This window comes from Paenibacillus cremeus (genome assembly GCF_007786445.1).
Lineage (GTDB): Bacteria > Bacillota > Bacilli > Paenibacillales > NBRC-103111 > Paenibacillus_G > Paenibacillus_G cremeus.
Genome location: NZ_VNJI01000001.1, coordinates 127,615 through 146,800, shown reverse-complemented (window position 1 = coordinate 146,800; position 19,186 = coordinate 127,615). Strand labels below are relative to the sequence as shown.

The 19,186-nt window shown below is 54.8% G+C and carries 17 protein-coding genes; 1 reads left to right on the top strand and 16 read right to left on the bottom strand.

Annotated features, from left to right (window positions below):
* Window positions 1-9 precede the first annotated feature (9 nt).
* The 11 genes from FPZ49_RS00630 to FPZ49_RS00580 form a co-directional block, all read right to left on the bottom strand.
* Window positions 10-2,109 carry a glycosyltransferase gene (locus FPZ49_RS00630; RefSeq protein ID WP_144842415.1) on the bottom strand — a complete coding sequence of 700 codons (2,100 nt, stop codon included), beginning with the start codon at window positions 2,107-2,109 and terminating at the stop codon, window positions 10-12.
* 49 nt (window positions 2,110-2,158) lie between these two features.
* A complete protein-coding gene (locus FPZ49_RS00625; RefSeq protein ID WP_186445532.1) occupies window positions 2,159-3,259 on the bottom strand; it encodes a glycosyltransferase family 61 protein in 1,101 nt (366 codons plus the stop codon).
* 209 nt (window positions 3,260-3,468) lie between these two features.
* Window positions 3,469-4,374 (bottom strand): DUF707 domain-containing protein, encoded by a 906-nt coding sequence (locus FPZ49_RS00620; protein ID WP_144842413.1) that lies wholly within the window; start codon window positions 4,372-4,374, stop codon window positions 3,469-3,471.
* Between the two features lie 23 nt (window positions 4,375-4,397).
* On the bottom strand, window positions 4,398-5,294 hold the full coding sequence (locus FPZ49_RS00615; protein WP_144842412.1) for a hypothetical protein: 897 nt from the start codon (window positions 5,292-5,294) through the stop codon (window positions 4,398-4,400).
* 13 nt (window positions 5,295-5,307) lie between these two features.
* Window positions 5,308-6,243 (bottom strand): DUF707 domain-containing protein, encoded by a 936-nt coding sequence (locus FPZ49_RS00610; protein ID WP_186445531.1) that lies wholly within the window; start codon window positions 6,241-6,243, stop codon window positions 5,308-5,310.
* A 63-nt stretch (window positions 6,244-6,306) separates the two neighbouring features.
* Window positions 6,307-8,334, bottom strand: a complete 2,028-nt coding sequence (locus FPZ49_RS36560) for a glycosyltransferase (RefSeq protein ID WP_261381178.1) — start codon at window positions 8,332-8,334, stop codon at window positions 6,307-6,309.
* A gap of 68 nt (window positions 8,335-8,402) precedes the next feature.
* Window positions 8,403-9,209 carry a hypothetical protein gene (locus tag FPZ49_RS00600; RefSeq protein ID WP_144842410.1) on the bottom strand — a complete coding sequence of 269 codons (807 nt, stop codon included), beginning with the start codon at window positions 9,207-9,209 and terminating at the stop codon, window positions 8,403-8,405.
* Between the two features lie 60 nt (window positions 9,210-9,269).
* Entirely contained in the window at window positions 9,270-10,154 is an 885-nt protein-coding gene (gene galU / locus FPZ49_RS00595; protein ID WP_144842409.1) for a UTP--glucose-1-phosphate uridylyltransferase GalU, read from the bottom strand.
* 1 nt (window position 10,155) lies between these two features.
* Window positions 10,156-11,106, bottom strand: coding sequence for a UDP-glucuronic acid decarboxylase family protein (locus tag FPZ49_RS00590; protein ID WP_144842620.1), 951 nt, complete (start codon window positions 11,104-11,106; stop codon window positions 10,156-10,158).
* Window positions 11,107-11,117: 11 nt separating this feature from the next.
* Entirely contained in the window at window positions 11,118-12,440 is a 1,323-nt protein-coding gene (locus tag FPZ49_RS00585) for a UDP-glucose dehydrogenase family protein (RefSeq protein ID WP_144842408.1), read from the bottom strand.
* Between the two features lie 15 nt (window positions 12,441-12,455).
* A complete protein-coding gene (locus FPZ49_RS00580; protein ID WP_186445529.1) occupies window positions 12,456-13,358 on the bottom strand; it encodes an NAD-dependent epimerase/dehydratase family protein in 903 nt (300 codons plus the stop codon).
* A gap of 351 nt (window positions 13,359-13,709) precedes the next feature.
* Between FPZ49_RS00580 and FPZ49_RS00575 the strand changes: the two genes are divergently transcribed.
* A complete protein-coding gene (locus FPZ49_RS00575; RefSeq protein WP_186445528.1) occupies window positions 13,710-14,954 on the top strand; it encodes a YheC/YheD family endospore coat-associated protein in 1,245 nt (414 codons plus the stop codon).
* 185 nt (window positions 14,955-15,139) lie between these two features.
* On the opposite strand, the gene FPZ49_RS00570 is transcribed toward FPZ49_RS00575, so the two are convergent.
* From FPZ49_RS00570 to FPZ49_RS00550, 5 genes are read right to left on the bottom strand one after another with little or no spacing between them, the layout of a single operon-like run.
* Window positions 15,140-15,973 (bottom strand): sugar nucleotide-binding protein, encoded by an 834-nt coding sequence (locus tag FPZ49_RS00570; RefSeq protein WP_144842405.1) that lies wholly within the window; start codon window positions 15,971-15,973, stop codon window positions 15,140-15,142.
* Between the two features lie 27 nt (window positions 15,974-16,000).
* On the bottom strand, window positions 16,001-16,471 hold the full coding sequence (locus tag FPZ49_RS00565; RefSeq protein ID WP_144842404.1) for a dTDP-4-dehydrorhamnose 3,5-epimerase family protein: 471 nt from the start codon (window positions 16,469-16,471) through the stop codon (window positions 16,001-16,003).
* Window positions 16,458-17,330: a dTDP-4-dehydrorhamnose reductase gene (gene rfbD, locus FPZ49_RS00560; protein ID WP_144842403.1), complete on the bottom strand. Its 873-nt coding sequence runs from the start codon at window positions 17,328-17,330 to the stop codon at window positions 16,458-16,460. Before rfbD ends, FPZ49_RS00565 begins: the two co-directional genes overlap by 14 nt.
* Window positions 17,327-18,316: a dTDP-glucose 4,6-dehydratase gene (gene rfbB / locus FPZ49_RS00555; protein ID WP_144842402.1), complete on the bottom strand. Its 990-nt coding sequence runs from the start codon at window positions 18,314-18,316 to the stop codon at window positions 17,327-17,329. Before rfbB ends, rfbD begins: the two co-directional genes overlap by 4 nt.
* Window positions 18,313-19,035, bottom strand: coding sequence for a sugar phosphate nucleotidyltransferase (locus tag FPZ49_RS00550; RefSeq protein WP_144842401.1), 723 nt, complete (start codon window positions 19,033-19,035; stop codon window positions 18,313-18,315). The genes rfbB and FPZ49_RS00550 overlap by 4 nt, the downstream gene beginning before the upstream one ends.
* Between the last annotated feature and the right edge of the window lie 151 nt (window positions 19,036-19,186).

The following is a 19,186-nucleotide window of genomic DNA, read 5'->3' as shown; positions in this document are numbered from 1 at the left end:
TCCCCCGTTCTAGGGACGAATGTCCTGCTCAATAATTAGCCTTGCGTGGTGCGATGTTAAATAATTTTGGGCATAGCCAATTTGGCGTTCCCGGATCGAATGCCAGATGGCTTCGTAATGGTACAGCTCGACAACTTTCGTCGCAAACTCCTCTGCAGTGTTGGCGATCCGCATAATGCCGTCGGCGTCCACAATCCCTTCCGCTCCGACCTGCGTTGTCACGACCGGGATGCCGTGCGCTACGGCTTCGATAATTTTCCCTTTGACACCAGCCCCATACCGCAACGGAACCACGACGACCCTGGAGCTCGCGTAGTAATGCTCCAGCACATCGTCGGGAACAAAGCCCTTGACATGGATGTTGGCTGACTGCAAGCCGGCGATTTCCGGCGGCGGATTATTGCCGATCAGATTGAGCACGGTGTCCGGAAGCTTTTCTCTAATTTTGGGGAAAATTTCGGTTGCGAACCACAAGGCCCCGTCGACATTAGGAAGATGGGAAAATCCGCCCACGAACGTAATCGTATTACGCTCTTCAAAGGAGCGCTCGATGCCTATAGGAAACTGCTGATCGTAAATATAGGTGGGGATGACGACGGTTCTCTTTTCCGGCATTTCGTGGCTTAAAATTTCCCTCTCATACTCGCTGACGGTATATACGACATCGCTCTTCGCGAACAACGCAAACTCCTCTTGCTTTAACTGCATGGCATATTGCAGCGTGGCGGGATTCCGATCGAATTCATACCGTCTGGATTCCCGAAGAAAGTGAAAATCGACGCCGTTATAGATCACTTTGGCCGAAGGAGCAGACTGCCGGATCACATCGATGTATTCGGTGCCGACCCCCGGACGAAGCAAATACACATAGTGCAGATGGGCCCCGTTCTCCTTGACCCACCTGTGCAGCCGCTCTTTATTCGATCGAACGGATACGACCTCAATGCCCATTTGCTGAATCACGGTTGTGTAGGGCTCAATATGGTAGCAGCTGGCCGAAATAAACTTCACATTCAGCCCCATGGCCAGAAAAAGCTTTAAATATTGATACAAGCTTCTGGATCCGGTATCCTTATCGAACGTAGGCATGGAATTGTCGATGACCAGCAGCGTTTTTTTATGCTTTCCCCGATCCCGGGCCAAAAAGAGACTATTTCCCCGCTCAAAATGATCCCTTTGCAGGATATCCGCCCACTTCCGATAAAACTTCCTTCGATTGCGGAGCTGGTACCGCTTAATGCCGGAAACGACGGTTTTCCCTTGCGAAACGCCCTCAAAATGCACAATTTTGGAGAGCGGCTGATACACCACCTTAAATCCGCGTCTACGGACCTCGAACGCCAGGTCGACATCCTCGTAATAGGCTGGTCTATACCTTCTGTCAAACCCGCCGATCTCCCTCCACAAATCAGCGCGGATCAGGATTCCGGCGCCGGACACGTAGTCGACTTCCTTCAGGTAGCTGTATGGCGCCTGCTCCGGATCATCCAATCGTCCGTAGTTCCATGCGCTTCCGTCGACGAATACAATCCCCCCGGCCTCCTGGAGCTTGCCGCTTGGGTATACAAATTTGCTTCCCGCCATCCCAATCTGGGGATCGCCCTCCATGAGATGGGTCAAGTTTGTCAACCAACCATCCGTCACCCTCGTATCATTGTTGAGAAAGAAAATATATTTTCCCCGCGCTCTTCCGGCCGCCCGGTTGCAGTTAAGCACAAACCCGTGTTTCGTTCGATTCCGAACGTGTACAATATTGTGCGTCCAACGGGGCGTAAATCTCGTCTGATCCGTAGAGACGTCGTCAGCGATGACGATTTCATACGGAATGTCATGGGTCCACCTTTGAATCGACTTTAAACAAGCGTATGTGTACCTCCATTGGTTGTGGGCCGGGATGACGATGCTGACGAGCGGCGTTTCTGCGTAGGGCAACACCAGCCTCCGGTACCGACCTCTCCGGACTAACGGCCCCTTCAGCAGACGTTTACGAACGAAAGGACCTTTTCTCGAACCCATTCCTAATCCCTTTCTTTTCGCTTGGATGCCTTTTCCCGAAGCAGCCCAGCGTTTAGGAGGAGTCACCCCCCGCTTCTTGCTTCTCTTTAACATTTTAAACCTCCCTGCCTGCTGTTTAAATTACATCATGAGCGCAATTCCCTTAAATGATGCCCGCAAATCGCAGCAGCTCTGTCAATTTCGCCACGTCGACGGTGAGATTGGATGCTCCGGCCCATGCAGGCCCCGGCTCAAACTGATCGCTGAACAAACAATAATAATCCAGATTCACATGGTTGCTAATGAGCCAATATAAGCTGGGGGCATAATCGGGCGAAAACAGCTCAATCACCTTCGTGCCCGGACTGCAAAACGTCAGGTTCGTCAGTCCCGCGCCGTGAGGCGAGACAATCGCTTTGGCCACAGCGAACAGCCGAATTTGTTCGGCAACCGTCAACGTCTCCAGCTGAATCGTCCTGAAGCCGTGCTGGGAAAGCAGCTCGCAGAGCTCCTGCTCGTTAGTAACCCTTCGGTACTGAGAGCTTGCCCTGCTGACGTAAATGCGCTCAAAGGTTTCGATATTCGCCGTGCTGCCATGCGGTAACAGCGCATGGCGCAAATAGTCGCAGCTCCATCGCGCATAGCCCTGCTTCACATTGGAGGAAGGAACGACGAGCCTCCTGGCCTTCAGATGGGTTTCATCGTGAACCGGCAGCAGCTTTTCCTTGGGTATGCCCAGCGCCGCAAGCGTTTCCGTTTGATACGGGGCATCGCAATGCTTGATCAAATACCGGTCGATGGAGACGCCGGTTCGCTGGAGCAAATCAAGCCGGGGCAGCACATCGTACATCCAGTGAAAATAATTGTTGCTTCCGCAGAAGGCCAGCACGCCGATCGTTTCGTTCGTCGTGACCAGCGGATAAGGCGACCACGCTTTAAAAATGGGATGGTCTCTGCCCATTTTCAAATCGCCGTCCCATTCGATCGAGACATCGGAGATTAGGCGGTTATCCCGCGCGACAATCGCTCCTCCCCCGCCCCAGACCCGGCCCTTTCGAACGACTGCGGTAAAGCTAGGCGGCTGAGGGATAGAGACGGCCTGGAATTGGCTTTGCAGTGGTTGGTTCCATGTTTTCGCTTCGGTGCAGGACAGCAGCTCTCCCGTATAAAATTCCTTGTAAAACTCGTGAAATCGGCGCTTTTCCAGTCGGGCGATACAATCTCTGGCGAGCTCGTAGTGCCCCTTTGGCGGATGGATGCCCATGGGATTTTCCTCTCGCAGCCCCCGTCTTCGAGCTCTCCGGATCAACCGCAAGCGCGGGCGATGTTGACCCTTCTTTGCCCTCATAGGCCGTCTTCTGGAGATCCCTCTGGCTAACCGGCGCCGAACCTTCTTCCCACTGCCCAAAAATTTGTTTTTTTTGCGTGAACGGGGACGGAGGACTTTCCCGGCTCGCCGTCTTGCTCTGCGCTTCACCCTCTCCACTCCTTTCGTTTAAGCTCACGTTTGCGCCGCTTCCGGCGGCCCTTTCTAGCCTTGGCTTTTCCATTACGAAGGAGGCGTGGGTATTTCCTTCTTAGGTTCTTACGGATCTTCTTTCCCTTCCTCCTGCGTTTGCGACTTGGCCCACCCGCCGGAGCCGCCGCAGGAAGCCCGCTCGGAACGCCGTCATAATGGGGCAGCCCATAAGTGGAAATCGCAAAGCCGAACCGCCGGGAGAGCTCGTTCATTTCCTCCACCGGCGACCGGGCCAGCTTCTTATACAGCATTCCGCCACCAATCGGTCTGGTGTGTCTAACCGGGGTTTCATCGAGCACTCCGATCATCCGGTGAGGATGGCTGATCACCATGGGCCAGATCAGGTCGAGACCCCAGCCCGATTCGCACCAGTCAAACGACGGCCAGCATAGCATAAACGACTCTCTTGAAAAGATCGGAGCCATGACCTCCACAAAGTGGCTGTAGCGAAAGCGGTAAGCTTCATTGACGACTGTGACCTGGTGGGAATAATACGAGTCCCGGGTCAAAGCCGGCTGAGCCAGTTGAAAGCCCTGCTCTCGAAAAAGCTCGAACATGCGGTTGATCGTCGTTGCGCTTGCGCTGATATCTTCATCTGGAAGCCAGATCGCGTCATAGCGGAATATTTGCTCTCCATACGACTCCACCAATCGCTTTAAAGTGGGGTATTTGTATCCCGGAGCAGCAAAGTAATAGTCGCATTCCGTCTCATAGCGTCCCGGCTGTTGGCCGAAATACCATAGGCACAAGTCGAAATTTTTGTGCTCTCCCGGCACCAGCCATTCATGATGAAGGGAATCGTCCCCGACGTTGGCGATGACCAAATACCGCTTATCGCTCGTTTCACCGAATCCATACATGCTGAACGCCCCTTACCGGAAGTCTACCGGCCGGCAGCTTTTCTTCTGCCGGTTCTGGATTTACCAAAGCTCCAACGAAACCTGGCTGCGCCCTTTCTCCCCATTGCGTTTAATTCCCTGATATAGGCGCTGCGCAGAATGGACAATGCCCGATTTCCTCTTAGCGTGTGTCTCTTTATGGCCTTCACCAGCGCACCCGATAATTTGGAGAAATGAAAAAATCGGATCGGCACATCATTCGCGTAATATCTCCCGTCGCCGGCTCGCACGATCGACCGTCCCCGTTCCCCAAAATTCCAGAAGGCCACATTATAGCCCGGATGCCGCAGGATGTGGACCTGAAAATAAGCGGGGGCGAGGTTCAGCCAATTTTGCTCAAAGAATATCCCCCCCGACAAGTACCGGTCATAGCAATACCGGTCTCCCCTCGCCGTCCACCACTCCAAAAACCGGGCGGCTTCCTCTGATCGGTTCAGGGCAATAAATCCAATGTTAAAAATGCCGTGAAACAGGTACACTTTCTTTTGGTCGAAGAGCTCATGAGGGGTCAACACGACAGCGTGTGTCTGCAGTACCTCCTCGATCTCATCGAAGGCGCTCAGTACCAGCGTATCCGTATCTAAAAAGATGAATTGGTTTTCCTCAGGATAAGTGCGCAATAAATACTTCAGGAAGTGGCCTTTTAATACAAACGAGGCTTCGTGGACATTACGGCTGCCGACGAGCTGCCTAAAGCGGGGAATACCAAGCTCCCCGGCAAGCACAACCTGGTCGAAGTAGTCGCTTGCGGCTGCGGAGTGCATTTGAGCCTCAACCAAACATACAACGACTCTGGCTTGGGGGTGGTGACGCTTGGCAGATTGGGCCATCACCTTAGCACGGTATAAATGGCCGGCCGTGGTCATCGTACATAGGATCATCGGATTCCTCTCCTCATGCCGCTTTAAATTTCGTGTTCATCCGTTTCGAGCGTGCCGCCGCTTTCCCTCTTCCGCCGAATTTCAGACCGGACCTCCGGGAAATCGCCCTCCCGGGCCGATAAAGACGACGCTTTCTGCCCGCGCTTCCTTTTCTTCGCAGCGGCCTGCCCCGCCTTTTCGATCTGCGGCCGCGCACCTTCTTCGCCGGGGCACGCTTAGCCCCTATGGGATTCCATAGCTTGATTCCACCGTAAAAGGTAATTTCGTGAGGCGGCGGCGCTACAATGCCGTATTCATTCAGCAAATTCTCCGTGTTCTGCCATACATTGATTCCGTACTCGGCTTCAATATTGCGGTAAAGCTCCCCGCCCCCCGCCGGCCGAGTATGCTTCACCGGCGTTTCGTCGATAATGGCCATTTTTTTATTCGGATAGCCCAGCAGCTTGGCCCATACATGCTCAAGCCCCCAGCCTGTCAAGCTTTTGTTAAACGTAGGCCAGCAAATTTGCAAAGCTTCTCTCGAAAAGATAGGTACCATGACCTCCACAAACTTGGTGTATCGCAGCTTATAGTCTATGTGACGGACCGTGACCTGGAAGAACGCATGTTTCGTGAGCGCAGGCTGGGCGAGCTGCAGGTTCTGCTCACTAAAAATTTGAAACATTCGGCTAATGTTATAGGCATTGGTACTGATGTCATCGTCTGGCAGCCATATGGCATCGTATTGGAAAACTAGGCTTCCAAGTGACTGAATCAGTTCGTGAAGCTTGATAAACTTAGGTCCTTTACTCTCGACATAATAATCACATTCGTTCGCGTAGCGCCCAGGCTCGTTACCGTAATAGCTGAGACAAAGGTCGAAGTTTTTATGCTCTGCAGGCTGCAGCCATTCCCGGTGAAGAGATCCGTCACCTACCCGCGCGATCACTAAATAGCGATGATTTCCCATTCCCTTTCCTCCCAAGCGTTTTTCCACTCCGCAGGAGCCCGGCATACCCTTGCCTTTCACTCGTTACGCTCTGGCCGGAGCATTTCGCCTTAGCCTTCTCGGGATCTTGGCACGACCTCCATTCCTCCCTTTCCGTCTGCCGGCCCGCTTCGATCGTCCTGACTGGCTTCGGACCCGATGGTAAATTTCGAGATATCGATCAGTCATTATTAGATTGGTAAAATGACTCTCCACGTAGCTTCGAAGCTTTTCTGGAGAAGGGAGCGGCTCAGACAAGACTTTGCGAGCCATTTCTTCCATCGAGTCGCAAATCAAATTCGGAAATCCGCCAAGCACTTCCGGTACGGAGCCGTTTCTCAGGGCAAGAACCGGCGTCCCGCAAGCCATCGCTTCAATCATCACCAGTCCGAACGGCTCCTCCCAAAGCGAAGGGAACAGGAGACACCGGGCATGCTTTAATAAATGCTGCTTATGTGCCCCGCCGACGGCGCCCACATATTCGATGTTGGATTGAAGTCGAGGCTTAATTTCCCTTTCAAATAATCCATGATCTTTAATCGGGCCGGCAATCAAGAGCTTCAGCCCGGTTTTTTCGGCCACCTCGATGGCTTTCAGGATTCCCTTTTCCTTGACGATTCTTCCCATAAACAGCAGGTAGTCGCCTTTCTTTGCGCTAAATTCGTACTCGTTGATATTAATCCCGTTGTATACAAAATCCCCTTTGTTTTTCCCGACGATCTGAAGCGCGCGTTTGCTGACGTAAACCGAATTTTTCGCTCCGTTATTTCGGACGATGTGCTGTGTACAGAGCGTCGGCACCTTGAACCTTCTTCGGGCTATGGCAGAGCTGAATGTATGATCATGGACCAGATTGACCCCTTTAGGCAGGGTGCGGGCTACGAACCTTCGAATGCCGGCCTCCTTCAAATGGGTAGGATACCAGATCGTCTTGGCATGGCTGCTGCTGCCCCTGGCCGCATACAGATACACCTCGATTCCTCTTCTGACGAGCTCCTCGGTGAGCTCATAGACCACCTTTTCCGTACCGCCTTGGTTTACCGGAGGAAGCGGATAAGCAGCAGGGGCGTTCGAAATGATCTGCGCGACCCTGAGTACGCCTTTCTGAACCATTCCTTGATTGGTTTGTTCAAACGGATCGGAATGCTCCTTCTGCAGCTTCTCGCTGTACCGGTAGCTGACTCGGATCCCCTGCCCGATCAAAGCTCCGTTTGAATAATGATTGTAGCTCCAGCGCGTCCGTTTTAGCTTAAACTCCCCCATCCTGCGAAGCTCTGCCACATACAGACGGTATAACTGATGAAGCGCTTTGCTCGAATATTTCTTCAGCGCTGTACGGAGTCCGACCGACACGTTAGAGAAATGAAAGCAGCGAAGCGGCAAACCAAGCACACGGTACGTTCTATCAGGAAGCCGCTGGAGAGAGTGACCTCTTTCATTTAAATTCCAGTAGGCAACGTTGTATCCCGCGTGATGTAAAATGTGCACATCGAAAAAACAAGCTGCCAGGTTCATCCAAGTCTGTTCATAAAAAAGCTGCTGGGCCTTATATTCGTCATATCCATATCGATCCACCCTGCTGCGCCACCATTCCAAGAATCGGCTTGTGTTATCCGATCGGCGAAGTGCGCAAAAGCCGGTATTAAACACCCCGTGAAAAAGATAGCCCTCTTTGGTTCCCGACACCTCGTGCGGAGTAAGAACAATCGAATGTGTCTGAAGCGCCTGTAAGACTTCTTCGAAAGGCCCCAGCACCAGGATATCCGTATCCAGATAGATCAACTGGTTCTCCTGAGGATACAGCTGAAACAAATAACTTAAACAATGGGCTTTTAGTGCGTAGGCGGCTTCGTGGACGTTGCGTTTAAACATAAATTTCGGAAACTCGGGGATGCCGAGGTCTTTCGCCAGTACGATGTGATCAACGTGCGGGACGTTCCGGGCGGCGGGATGCATTGACTTTTCAACTAAACAAACGACGATGACGGCATCCGGATGATGCTGCTTGGCAGACCTGGCCATAATCTTCGCCCGGTGCAAATAACTGGCCGTGGTCATGGTGCAGATGATCAATGATCGTCCCCTCCTAAACTCCTAAAGATGGACTTCGAGTGCAGAAGCCAGAATATGCCGGAGCCAAGCTACCTCACCGCCTCGAGCTCCCGTTTGTAGCTTTGAATCAAGGCGTGGCCTGCGCTGCTCGGGTCGGAGAGAAATAAGCTTGCATTATGATCAAGCAGTCCGTTCGGATTCGAAAAGCAGAAGGTTTTTAAGCTGACTCCGTCGACCGCATACCCTCCCTCTGTCCCCCAGGCAATGCTCCGCCCGGTAGCACGCAAATTCCAAGCGGCAATGTGGTAAGCCGGATTCTTGAGCAAATAGATTTGAAACGGCACCATCGCGAGGCTCAACCACTTATGGCCCGCCATTGCATCCTTCTCCGGACCGAAAAAGCTGGCTTCAATCCGTTCGCACCACCATGATGCGAACCGTCTGCTGTGATCCGAGTTACGAAGCGCGAGAAAGCCCGCGTGAAGAAACCCGTTGCGTAGGCATTCGATTTCCGGCTTGAAATCATCCCAATGGCATGGCTCCAAATGGTAAGGACAGGCAATAATCTCATGATGATTTAACAGCTCCTCGATTTCATTCAAGGAGCTGTAAACATTGGTCTCGGGATCCAAATAGATTAGCTTATCGTATCCCGCATGGAGCAGATGCCTAATGAAAAACGCTCTGGCGGCGCAAAAGCTGTCCGGCGACCCTACAGCCGCCCCCTGATTAGTGACAAGCACAATCTCATCAAAATCTTGAGTTTTTTCCGCAGGGATATGGGACTCGACCAAGCAAAGGTGCATCTGCGCCCCAGGATGATGCGCCTTCACCGATTTGGCGAGCACAACGGCGTGAGCAAGCTGCTCCTTTCCTGCCATGGTGCAAAAAATCATTGCTGTTCACTCCTCCTGGTAAGCATGTATACCCATTGGTATAGCATATGTCCCATTTTCTTACTTTGTATGGTCGGACGCCTTATTAAAGCCGTTTTGTAAATAATCCATCAGCGGGACCTTCAAATCCTCCCGCTCAGCGGCAAGCGCCAGCATGGCTTTGATATATCCCATCTGGTCGCCGACGTCATGCCAAACTCCATTGATTTCGCAGGCATACACCGCTTCAATCTCATTGAGCCTCGAGATGGCGTCGGTGAGCTGTATCTCTTGATTGACCCCCGCCTGCGTATGCTCCAGGATGTCGAAGATCGCGGGGGTGAGAATGTACCTTCCAATCATCGCCAGATTGGACGGCGCATCCTCGGGCTTCGGCTTTTCCACCAGCTTCTTAATTGTGTAGAACTGATCCTGCATCGCTTTGGCATCGATGATGCCATAGCTGGATACGGCGTGCTTCGCCACGGGCTGGACGCCGATTATCGACGTTTTGTACCGGTCGTAATAATCCATCATTTGCTTCAGGCAAGGCGGATCGGCGCTCAGGAACGTATCCCCCAAAAGCACGGCGAACGGCTCGTTCTTGATGAACTTGCGCGCGCACCATATGGCATGCCCGAGACCCTTCGGCTCCTTTTGCCGAATGTAGTGAATGTCGGACATCTGGGTCGGCTCCTGCACCTTCTGGTACAGCTCCAGCTTCCCCTTTTGCAGCAAATGGTACTCCAGCTCGAAGGCGGCGTCGAAATGGTCCTCAATCGCCCGTTTCCCTTTGCCTGTCACAATGATGATGTCCTGAATGCCGGATTCCACCGCTTCTTCCACAATAAATTGAATCGTCGGTTTATCGATAATCGGCAGCATTTCTTTAGGCATCGCTTTGGTAGCCGGTAAAAACCGCGTACCTAAACCGGCCGCCGGAATGATTGCTTTACGAACCTTCAAATCAGCCACCCTCTTTTAAAAGCGTTTGGAAATATGCTATTGTTCGTTTGAGTCCCTCTTCCAGGGGGACAGTCGGCTTCCAGCCCAGCTTCTCCCCCGCAAGCGTTATATCGGGTCTGCGTCTGGCCGGATCGTCCTTGGGCAGTGGCTTTCTCGTAATTTGCGACGTGCTGCCCGTCTGCCGAATCACTTTATCGGCCAGTGCCTGGACGGTAAACTCCCCAGGGTTGCCCAAATTGAGCGGACCGACGAAATCGTCGGGGCTATGCATCATCCGGATAAAGCCTTCAATTAAATCGTCAACGTAGCAAAACGACCTCGTCTGCGAGCCGTCTCCGTACACCGTTAGATTGTGGCCCTTGAGCGCCTGCGTAATGAAATTGCTCACCACCCTGCCGTCCTGCTCATGCATTCGCGGTCCGTACGTATTAAAGATGCGCACTACCTTGATTCTGACGCCATGCTGGCGGTAATAATCGAAAAACAGCGTCTCCGCGCATCGTTTCCCTTCGTCGTAGCAAGCTCTGGGCCCAGTGGGGTTCACATTGCCGTGGTAGCTCTCCGATTGCGGGTGAACGAGCGGGTCGCCGTACACTTCGCTGGTGGACGCGAGCATAATTCGGGCGTTCCATTGCTTCGCCAGCCCCAACATATTCATTGATCCGAGCACGCTCGTCTTGAGGGTCCGGATCGGATCGGCCTGGTACTGCGGAGGCGAAGCCGGACAGGCCAGATGATAAATTTCATCCACCGCAAAGTTGAGATATACCGGCTGTACGATGTCATGCGGCATGAAGGTGAAGCGGCCGTTCGGGAGCAACGTGTCGATATTGCGCAAGCTGCCGGTTTGCAAATTATCCAGACAAACCACATGGTGCCCTTCCCCCAGCAGACGCTCGCACAAAAAGGAACCTAAAAATCCCGCACCGCCCGTCACAAGTATGGTTTTCATCTGCTGCAATCCTATCTCCTCCCAATGCCGTAATAGACAAATCCCGCTTCACGCATCCGCTCCGGCGAGTACAGATTGCGCCCATCGAAGATGACGCCGCCGTTCATCAGCTTCCTCATCCGCTCCAAATCCGGTGTGCGGTACTCGTTCCATTCGGTAAAAATAAGAAGTGCGTCCGCCCCCTCCAATGCCTCGTACGGGTCCTCGCAGTACTGGATCAACGGATCCTGCAGCGCCCGCTTCGCATTGTCGATGGCCACGGGATCATGTGCCTGGATCCGTGCGTGCTTGCTCCGCAGCGCCCGTATCGTCTCGATGGCCGGCGCCTCGCGAATATCGTCGGTGCCCGGCTTGAACGCCAGCCCCCAGATTGCGAATGTCCGCCGGGTCAGCGTTTTGCCGAAATGACCGATCAGCTTTTGCAGCAGCAGCGTTTTCTGCTCCCGATTCACCCGGTCCACCGCCTGCAGCATGCTTACAAGCATCCGATGATCCGATGCGGTCCGAATGAGCGCTCGAACATCCTTGGGAAAGCAGGAGCCGCCGTACCCCACCCCCGCAGATAAGAAATGAGGGCCGATGCGGCGATCCCGCCCCATGCCTTGTTTTACGGCCTCGATGTCGGCGCCGGTCGCTTCGCACAGCCGGGCCATCTCGTTCATGAAGCTGATGCGTGCCGCCAGCATGGCATTGGATGCGTATTTGGCAAGCTCGGCTGAGACGATGTCCATCAAGAGCAGCGGGTAGCCCTGGCTCGTGAGCGGCTCATAGAGCTCTTCCATGTACGGCACGGCGCGGGCGTCGCTCGTTCCTACGATGATCCGGTCGGGGTGCAGGAAATCGTCGATAGCGCTGCCCTCCCGCAAAAATTCGGGATTGGAGACGATATCGAAGGCAAGCTCCGGCCGCCCTCGGTGAAGCAGCTGCTTCTGGATCACAGCTCGGATTTTCTCGCCGCTGCCGATCGGCACCGTCGATTTGGTAATGACGATGGTATAGTCCTCCATCGCTTGACCGATGCTCTCAGCCACCTGCAGCACGTAGGTCAGATCAGCAGAGCCGTCCTGCGCGGGCGGAGTGCCGACGGCAATAAAGATGAGCAGGCTGGAGACCAGCGCCTCTTGAAGCTGCGTTGTAAACTGCAGCCGCCCTGCGTGTATATTACGATGAAGAAGCTCTTCGATTCCCGGCTCATAAATGGGCACTTGTCCATTTTGCAACGCGGTAATCTTGGTTTCTTGGTTATCGACGCAAACGACATCGTGCCCCATCTCGGATAGACACGCACCGACAACCAGTCCTACATACCCTACACCGACCATACAAATTTTCATGAGACCCACCCTTCGTTAAGCCAACTCGTAAAGCCCTTTCTCCAAGCCAACCATTGGCTTCCAACCCTGTGCCTTCAATTTGTCCGTCCGCAGCACGTTCCACGACAGATCCCCCAGCTGCGGGCTGCCGAATACCGGCGCCGGAGCGTTCGGGAAGTGCTTGCTCAGCAGCTCCAATAGCTGAAGCAGCGTGGTGCCGTGCCCCGTGCCCACGTTGTACACATCCCGGCTCGGCGCTCCCGGAGCGCTAAGCAGCATATTCGCCTCCGCAACATCGCTGACGTGCACATAATCGCGCACCTGTGTCCCGTCACCATTGACCCGGGGAGGAAGCCCTTGACGCAGCCGCTCCATAAAAATCGAAATGACGCCGGACTCGCCATGCGGATTTTGCCTTGGACCATACACATTGGCATATCTCAAAATGACCCATTCATAGCCGAACACCCGGGAGTAAAAATCCACATATTGCTCGCAGGCCAATTTATGAATGCCGTACGGCGAGATCGGCATGCCGTGATATGTCTCCGGGATGGCCATACTCGGCGTGTGCCCGTATACCGTCCCGCCGGAGGAGGAGAAGAGGACCCGCTTCACTCCGGCGTGCCCTGCCGCATGCAGCAGCCTGGCGGTACCGAGCAGGTTGATGCGCAGATCCAGCGCGGGATCGGCCACCGAGGCACGGACGTTCACCTGGGCGGCATGATGGTTCAGCAGATCCGGCTTCTCCCGGCACAACCATGCTTCCAGCTCGTCATCGAGCAAATCCATCACGGTGAGCCGCGCCTCGGGGTTCATGTTGAGCAGCGAGCCGGTGGACAAATTGTCGATCACCACCACCTCGTGCCCCAGTGCCACATAGCGGTCCACCACATGCGACCCGATAAAGCCTAAGCCACCGGTTACGACAATCTTCAAGGTGCTTACCTCCTCCAAGCTTTAGACTGAAGTTAATAACTTGCTTCTTTGCGGGCATCCGCTGTGCGGTTTTACAAGAACTCTCACTAAAGTTTTCTCGAAAAAAACTAGGTTCATGAATCAGTACACGACAGCTACTCCTATTAATGATATGCGCCGTCCTTCCTATGGACATAGACTAATAACATCCCGAGTATAAAATTGGCTCATGACTAACCCGCATTCCACCAGCCTAAATAGGCATATGGAATGCTGCTGAACATGCCTACGACACCTGTCCATACGTGACGTAACTTCCTCACATATGCTGTACTAGTCACGAGAATTGAGATGAAAAAAGGAGAGAGTGCGATGCTGCCTCCTTTTGTGGGCATCCTAGTAAATGATCGCATGCACCGCAGCATCCCCGTAGGGAAAACCAAATACGAGGCGATTGAGTTTTATATTGAAGCAGGCCAGAAATACGGGTTTACGCCGGCCTTTTTCCGCATTCAAGATTTAGGCGTGCAGCGAAACCATGTGAAAGCGTATGTCAAGCAAGATAAGGACTTCGCCTTGAAGCGCATCCCCTCTCCGCTGATCATTCATAACCGGGCGATATATGCCAGCGTTAAGGATCATCGCAAGCTGGACGCATGGGTGCGGGAAGGACGCACGCTGTTCAACCATTGGAACCGCTACAGCAAGTTGCATATCCAAACGGTGCTGCGCGACAATTCCGAGCTGCAAGCTCAGGTGCCCGAAACCGTCCGGGCTACGACGGCTCAGCTCCAAGCCATGATGAAGCGGCACCCGGCACTCATCCTGAAGCCGGACAAAAGCAGCATCGGACGAGGCGTCATGAAGCTGGAACGAAAACAGCGCTTTTGGCAGCTCACCTATCCCGTCACCTTCAGCATTCATAACAAGCGGTGGCGGACGCGCCGCTTCAAGGGCCCTTCCCTCCCCTGCCTGCTCCGTGCCCGATTGGCGCAAATCCCGTACATTGTCCAGCCATACCTGCCGCTAGCCACCTATCAAGGGCGTCCCTTTGATCTGCGTGTCTCCGTGCAGCGCGCGGGCACGGGTCAGTGGCAGATTACAGGCATCGTCGCCAAGGTGGCATCCGGCCGCAGCTTTATCACCAACGTCGCCCAAGGGGGAACCGTGAACCGGCTGGAGCACATTTTACGTGAGGAATATTCGTACCTAGACCTGGAGAACGTGCTTCGAGGCATCCACGAGTTTGCGATCAAGGTGGCCGTCCAGTTGGAGCAAAAGCTGCCGCTGATGGCCGATCTCGGACTCGACATCGGCATCACAACCGAGGGCGTGCCTTTGTTCATCGAGTGCAACAGCAAGGACCAGCGCTACAGCTTCCGTGAAGCGGGCATGCTGGGCGAGTGGAAGGCCTCGTACGAGAACCCGATGGCTTACGCGCACTTTTTGTTGAACAGGAGCAGTGTGGAGGAGCCTGTCCCTCCACCGGCACCGGAGGCAGCAGGTGTAAAAAGGGGGGCCGTTGGCGATTCTCCGCGCCGCGCAGGGGGCGCTCGGACGCGGAAAACCCGCGTTGCTGGCCGCTCTCGACGGCGCCGGGGCGCTCGGACGCGGTAAACACGCGATGCACGCCACTCTCGGCGACGCCGGGACGCTCAGACGCAGGTTTTCCGCGTTGCAGCCCTGTCCGCGCGTCGCCGAGGCGCTCGAACGCTATGCAAGTTTACGCCGTCCGTTCCTTTGGAGCGGGCGGCGTTTTATTTTTTCAAATAAATAAGACGCCGAGCAAGCTCAGCGTCCTTCTATCGGTGACTGATCATCCATTCTCGCAGCTCCGTCAGCATATCGATATAAGTCGGGATCCGATACTCCACATCCGTGCGGGTGCAGCGCAGCGTCCGGTCCAGTGTGATGGCATCGTCCGGCTGAATGACGATATCGTCCTTTTCGAACACGGTTCGCACCAGCTCGAGCAGCCTGCACTTATCCGTCGTTTCCTTCGCAGTCAAATGCACGACGCCGCTGAGAGAGAACGCCTCGGTGAGGACAAACCGAATGAACTTCGCCAGCTCCAGCGTCGTGATGCCATTCCAGGCGACGTTCACGAAGCCCTTGACGGATCCCCTTTTAGCCAAAAACCAGCTGAGCAGTCCGCTTGCCTCCAGATCCGGCCCTAAAAGCGAGGTCCGCAGCGTTAGATGCGGGGGCCGAAGCACCTCCCCTAGCGCTTTGGTTCGAGCGTACACGGTCGTGCCGTCGGGCACGTGGCGTTCCGTATACATCCCGCGGTCGCCGAAAAATACGCTGTCCGTGCTGATCTGAATCAGCTTGGCGCCCTGCTGGTCGGCCAGCTCCGCCAATTGATGAGGGAACAGGCCGTTGACCCGATACGCCTCCCGCTCCCGCAGCCGGGCCGCATCGTTCATGATGCTGTGGCAGTTAATAATCAGCTCCGGACGAACCGCCCGCATCAGCTGCTCCACCATTACCGGGTCGCCAGCATCGAGGTAGAGACTGCGTGGCCGATTGGCGCGCTCCTGATGGGTGTAGAGAAGCTCATGCGGCGTCTCTTCAGCTAAATAACGGCAGATCAGATGTCCGGCAAGCGATAAACCACCAATGACAACAATTCGCATAATAGGTTCCCCTCTAGCGATTAGCGATTAACGGAACTTGGTGTTCCAGTCAAAGCCGATCTCCGGATCGTCATACGCCAAGCGGTACTCATCGGGCTGCTTCGGATCATACGCTAAATTCGTGAAATACACGATCGTCGCCGGCTGCGCCCCCAGCACACGATAGCCATGGGCCACGCCACGCGGGATAAACAGGAGATAGGGAGCGCCCTCGCCCATATAAAAGACATTCGTTTCCCCATACGACGGGGAATGCTCGCGAAGATCGTGCAGGACAACCTGCGCGCTGCCGTTTGGAAAAAACCAGATGTCATCCTGCAATTTATGATAATGGAACGCCTTGATGACCCCGGGATACGATAAGGAAATGGAGGCTTGCCCGAAGTGGCCCGACTGGCCGAACAGCACATCGTCCTCCCTCAAAATTTCCATAAAAAATCCCCGGTCGTCGCAATGCTTGACGAGCATTTTGGTCAGGACTCCCTCAATTCGTTTCATGTTCCGTTTCCTCCAGCTTCCAGTCTGTGTGAATAAAAGCTCCCAACGCGCTTCGCCAATGCCGCATAGGCGGAAACCCGTTCTTGCGCAGCCCGCGGTCGTCAAAGGCCGAGTGCTGCGGCCGTGGCGCCGGCAAGACGAACCCTTGGGAAGTGATCGGCCGAGCCGTGACATCCGTCCGCCCCGCCAGCTCGAGAATCGCCCGGGCAAAATCCCATCGGGAGCAATAGCCCGAATTAGCGACATGGTAGGTATCATAGCGCTCCGTCGCGAGCATCCGCCCGATGCATTCCGCTAGATCGTACGTATACGTGGGAGAGCCGAACTGATCATCCACCACGGTCAGCTCCTGCTGCCGATCCGCCAAAGCGAGCACCTTCGTGACAAAATTGTTCCCGCCCCGTCCATACAGCCACGAGGTGCGGACGATAAAGTGATGCGGGCAAACCTTTTGAACAAACTGCTCCCCCAGCAGCTTGGATCGGCCATACACGCTGAGCGGATTCGTCCGGTCCTCCTCGTGGTACGGCGAGCCCTTCATCCCGTCAAACACATAATCCGTGCTCACACAGACCAGCTTCGCGCCAAAGGCCTCCGCAGCGAGCCCCACATAATACGAACCTAGCGCATTCACCCGGTACGCCTCTTCCAAGTGACTCTCCGCCAGGTCGACCTGTGTGAAGGCGGCAGCGTGCACGACTGCATCCGGGCGAACCGACTCGAAGCAAGCCCGCACGGCAGCCTCGTCCCCCACATCCAGGGAAGCGCGCGTCATCGGAATGCATTCATGCGCCTGCCCCAGCACGCGGATGAGATCACGGCCCAGCTGTCCGCCGGCGCCCGTAATAAGAATTTTCATACACCGCCGCCCCTTTGCATCAACTTCCGCCACCAGGCCTCATGGCTCAAATACCAGGCGACCGTCCGCTTCAATCCATCCTCCAGCCGATACTGCGGCTGCCAACCAAGCTCACGGCTGATTTTAGCCGGATCGATCGCATACCGCCGGTCATGCCCCAGACGGTCCGGGACATAGTGAATGAGCGACTCTGGCTTGCCCAGCTCGGTCAGGATCGTCCGAACGAGATGCAGATTCGTCCGCTCGTTTTTTCCACCGACGTTGTATACCTCTCCCGGCACACCTCGGTCGATGACCAGCGCCAAGGCGGCGCAGTGATCCTCCACATGCAGCCAATCGCGGACATTCATGCCATCCCCGTACACGGGAATCGGCTGGTCCGCCATCGCCCGGGTGATCACGGTAGGAATCAGCTTCTCCGGATGCTGGTGCGGGCCGTAGTTGTTGGAGCAGCGGGTGATCAGGACCGGCAGACCGAACGTTTCATAGTAAGCGCGGGCGATTAGATCCGAACCGGCCTTGCTGGCCGAATAAGGGCTGTTGGGCGCCAGCGGCGTCGATTCGGTGAATAACCCGTCCGCCCCCAGCGTACCATACACTTCATCTGTGGACACATTAACGAAGCAGCGAAACCCGTTCTTTTGCCGGGAGGCCTCCAGCAAATGCTGCGTTCCAAGGACATTGGTCTGAATAAATGCCTGGGGGTTCAGAATGCTGCGGTCCACATGCGATTCGGCGGCAAAATGCACAACCACCTCAATCGGCTCCTCAGCAAATACCCGCCGGACAGTCGCCCCGTCCGAGATATTGCCATGCACAAACCGATAGCCCGATAGCTGACGAACCGCCTCGACATTGTCCTCATTTCCGGCATACGTCAGCCAATCCAGATTGATCACACGATCCATCGGATGACGGCTCATCCAATACTGGATAAAGTTGCTGCCTATGAACCCCATGCCTCCGGTAATCAGCAGCGTAGTCATGTCCCGTCACGCTCCATCAGCCGAATGCCCGCTTCCAGCAGCGACCGATGCGTACCCGCATCCGTCCACCACCCAGTGAGCAAATTGTAGGAAAGCTTTTCCTGCTCCGCATACGCGTTGTTGACGTCGGTAATCTCCAGCTCCCCGCGTGCCGAAGGCCTTACGCTGCGGATAACGTCATACACGCCCCCGTCGTATAAATAAATCCCCGTCACCGCGAAGCTGGTAGGAGCTACCTTCGGCTTTTCCACAATGCGGACAATCCGCCCGTTCAGCAGCTCGGGAACGCCGTACCGCTGCGGATCGTCCACCTTTTTCAGAAACACGTGCGCGCCTTGCCCCTGTAGACGGAACGCGTCCACCGCTTCTTTTAACGTATCCTCAAACAAATTATCGCCAAGCAACACCATCAGCTTCTCACTGGGTTTTACGAACGATTCCGTCAATCCGAGTGCCTGGGCGATGCCGCCGGCTGTCTCTTGGGTTTTATAGGTCACGCTCACGTTCCACGTCCGGCCGTCTCCGATGTACTCCGTAAACAGTCCCGCTGACTGCTTGCTCGTCACCAGCATAATCTCCTCAATGCCTACCGCGGCCATTTTACTGATGGCGTAATGAATCATCGGGTACTTCCCCACCGGCAGCAAGTGCTTATTCATAATCAGCGTCATCGGCCGCAGCCTGGTCCCAGTCCCTCCAGCCAAAATAATCCCCTTCATCACGCGACTCCTTCCAGTTGCAACTGGTGCTTCGCCTCTTCGGCCAGCTTGCAACAAAGTACAATGAATGCCATGGTGATATGATATGCAAGGGCTCCGCTCGTCTAGTGGACGGTTACCATGGGAGAGAAAAATTGGGCCAGTCAGCCTG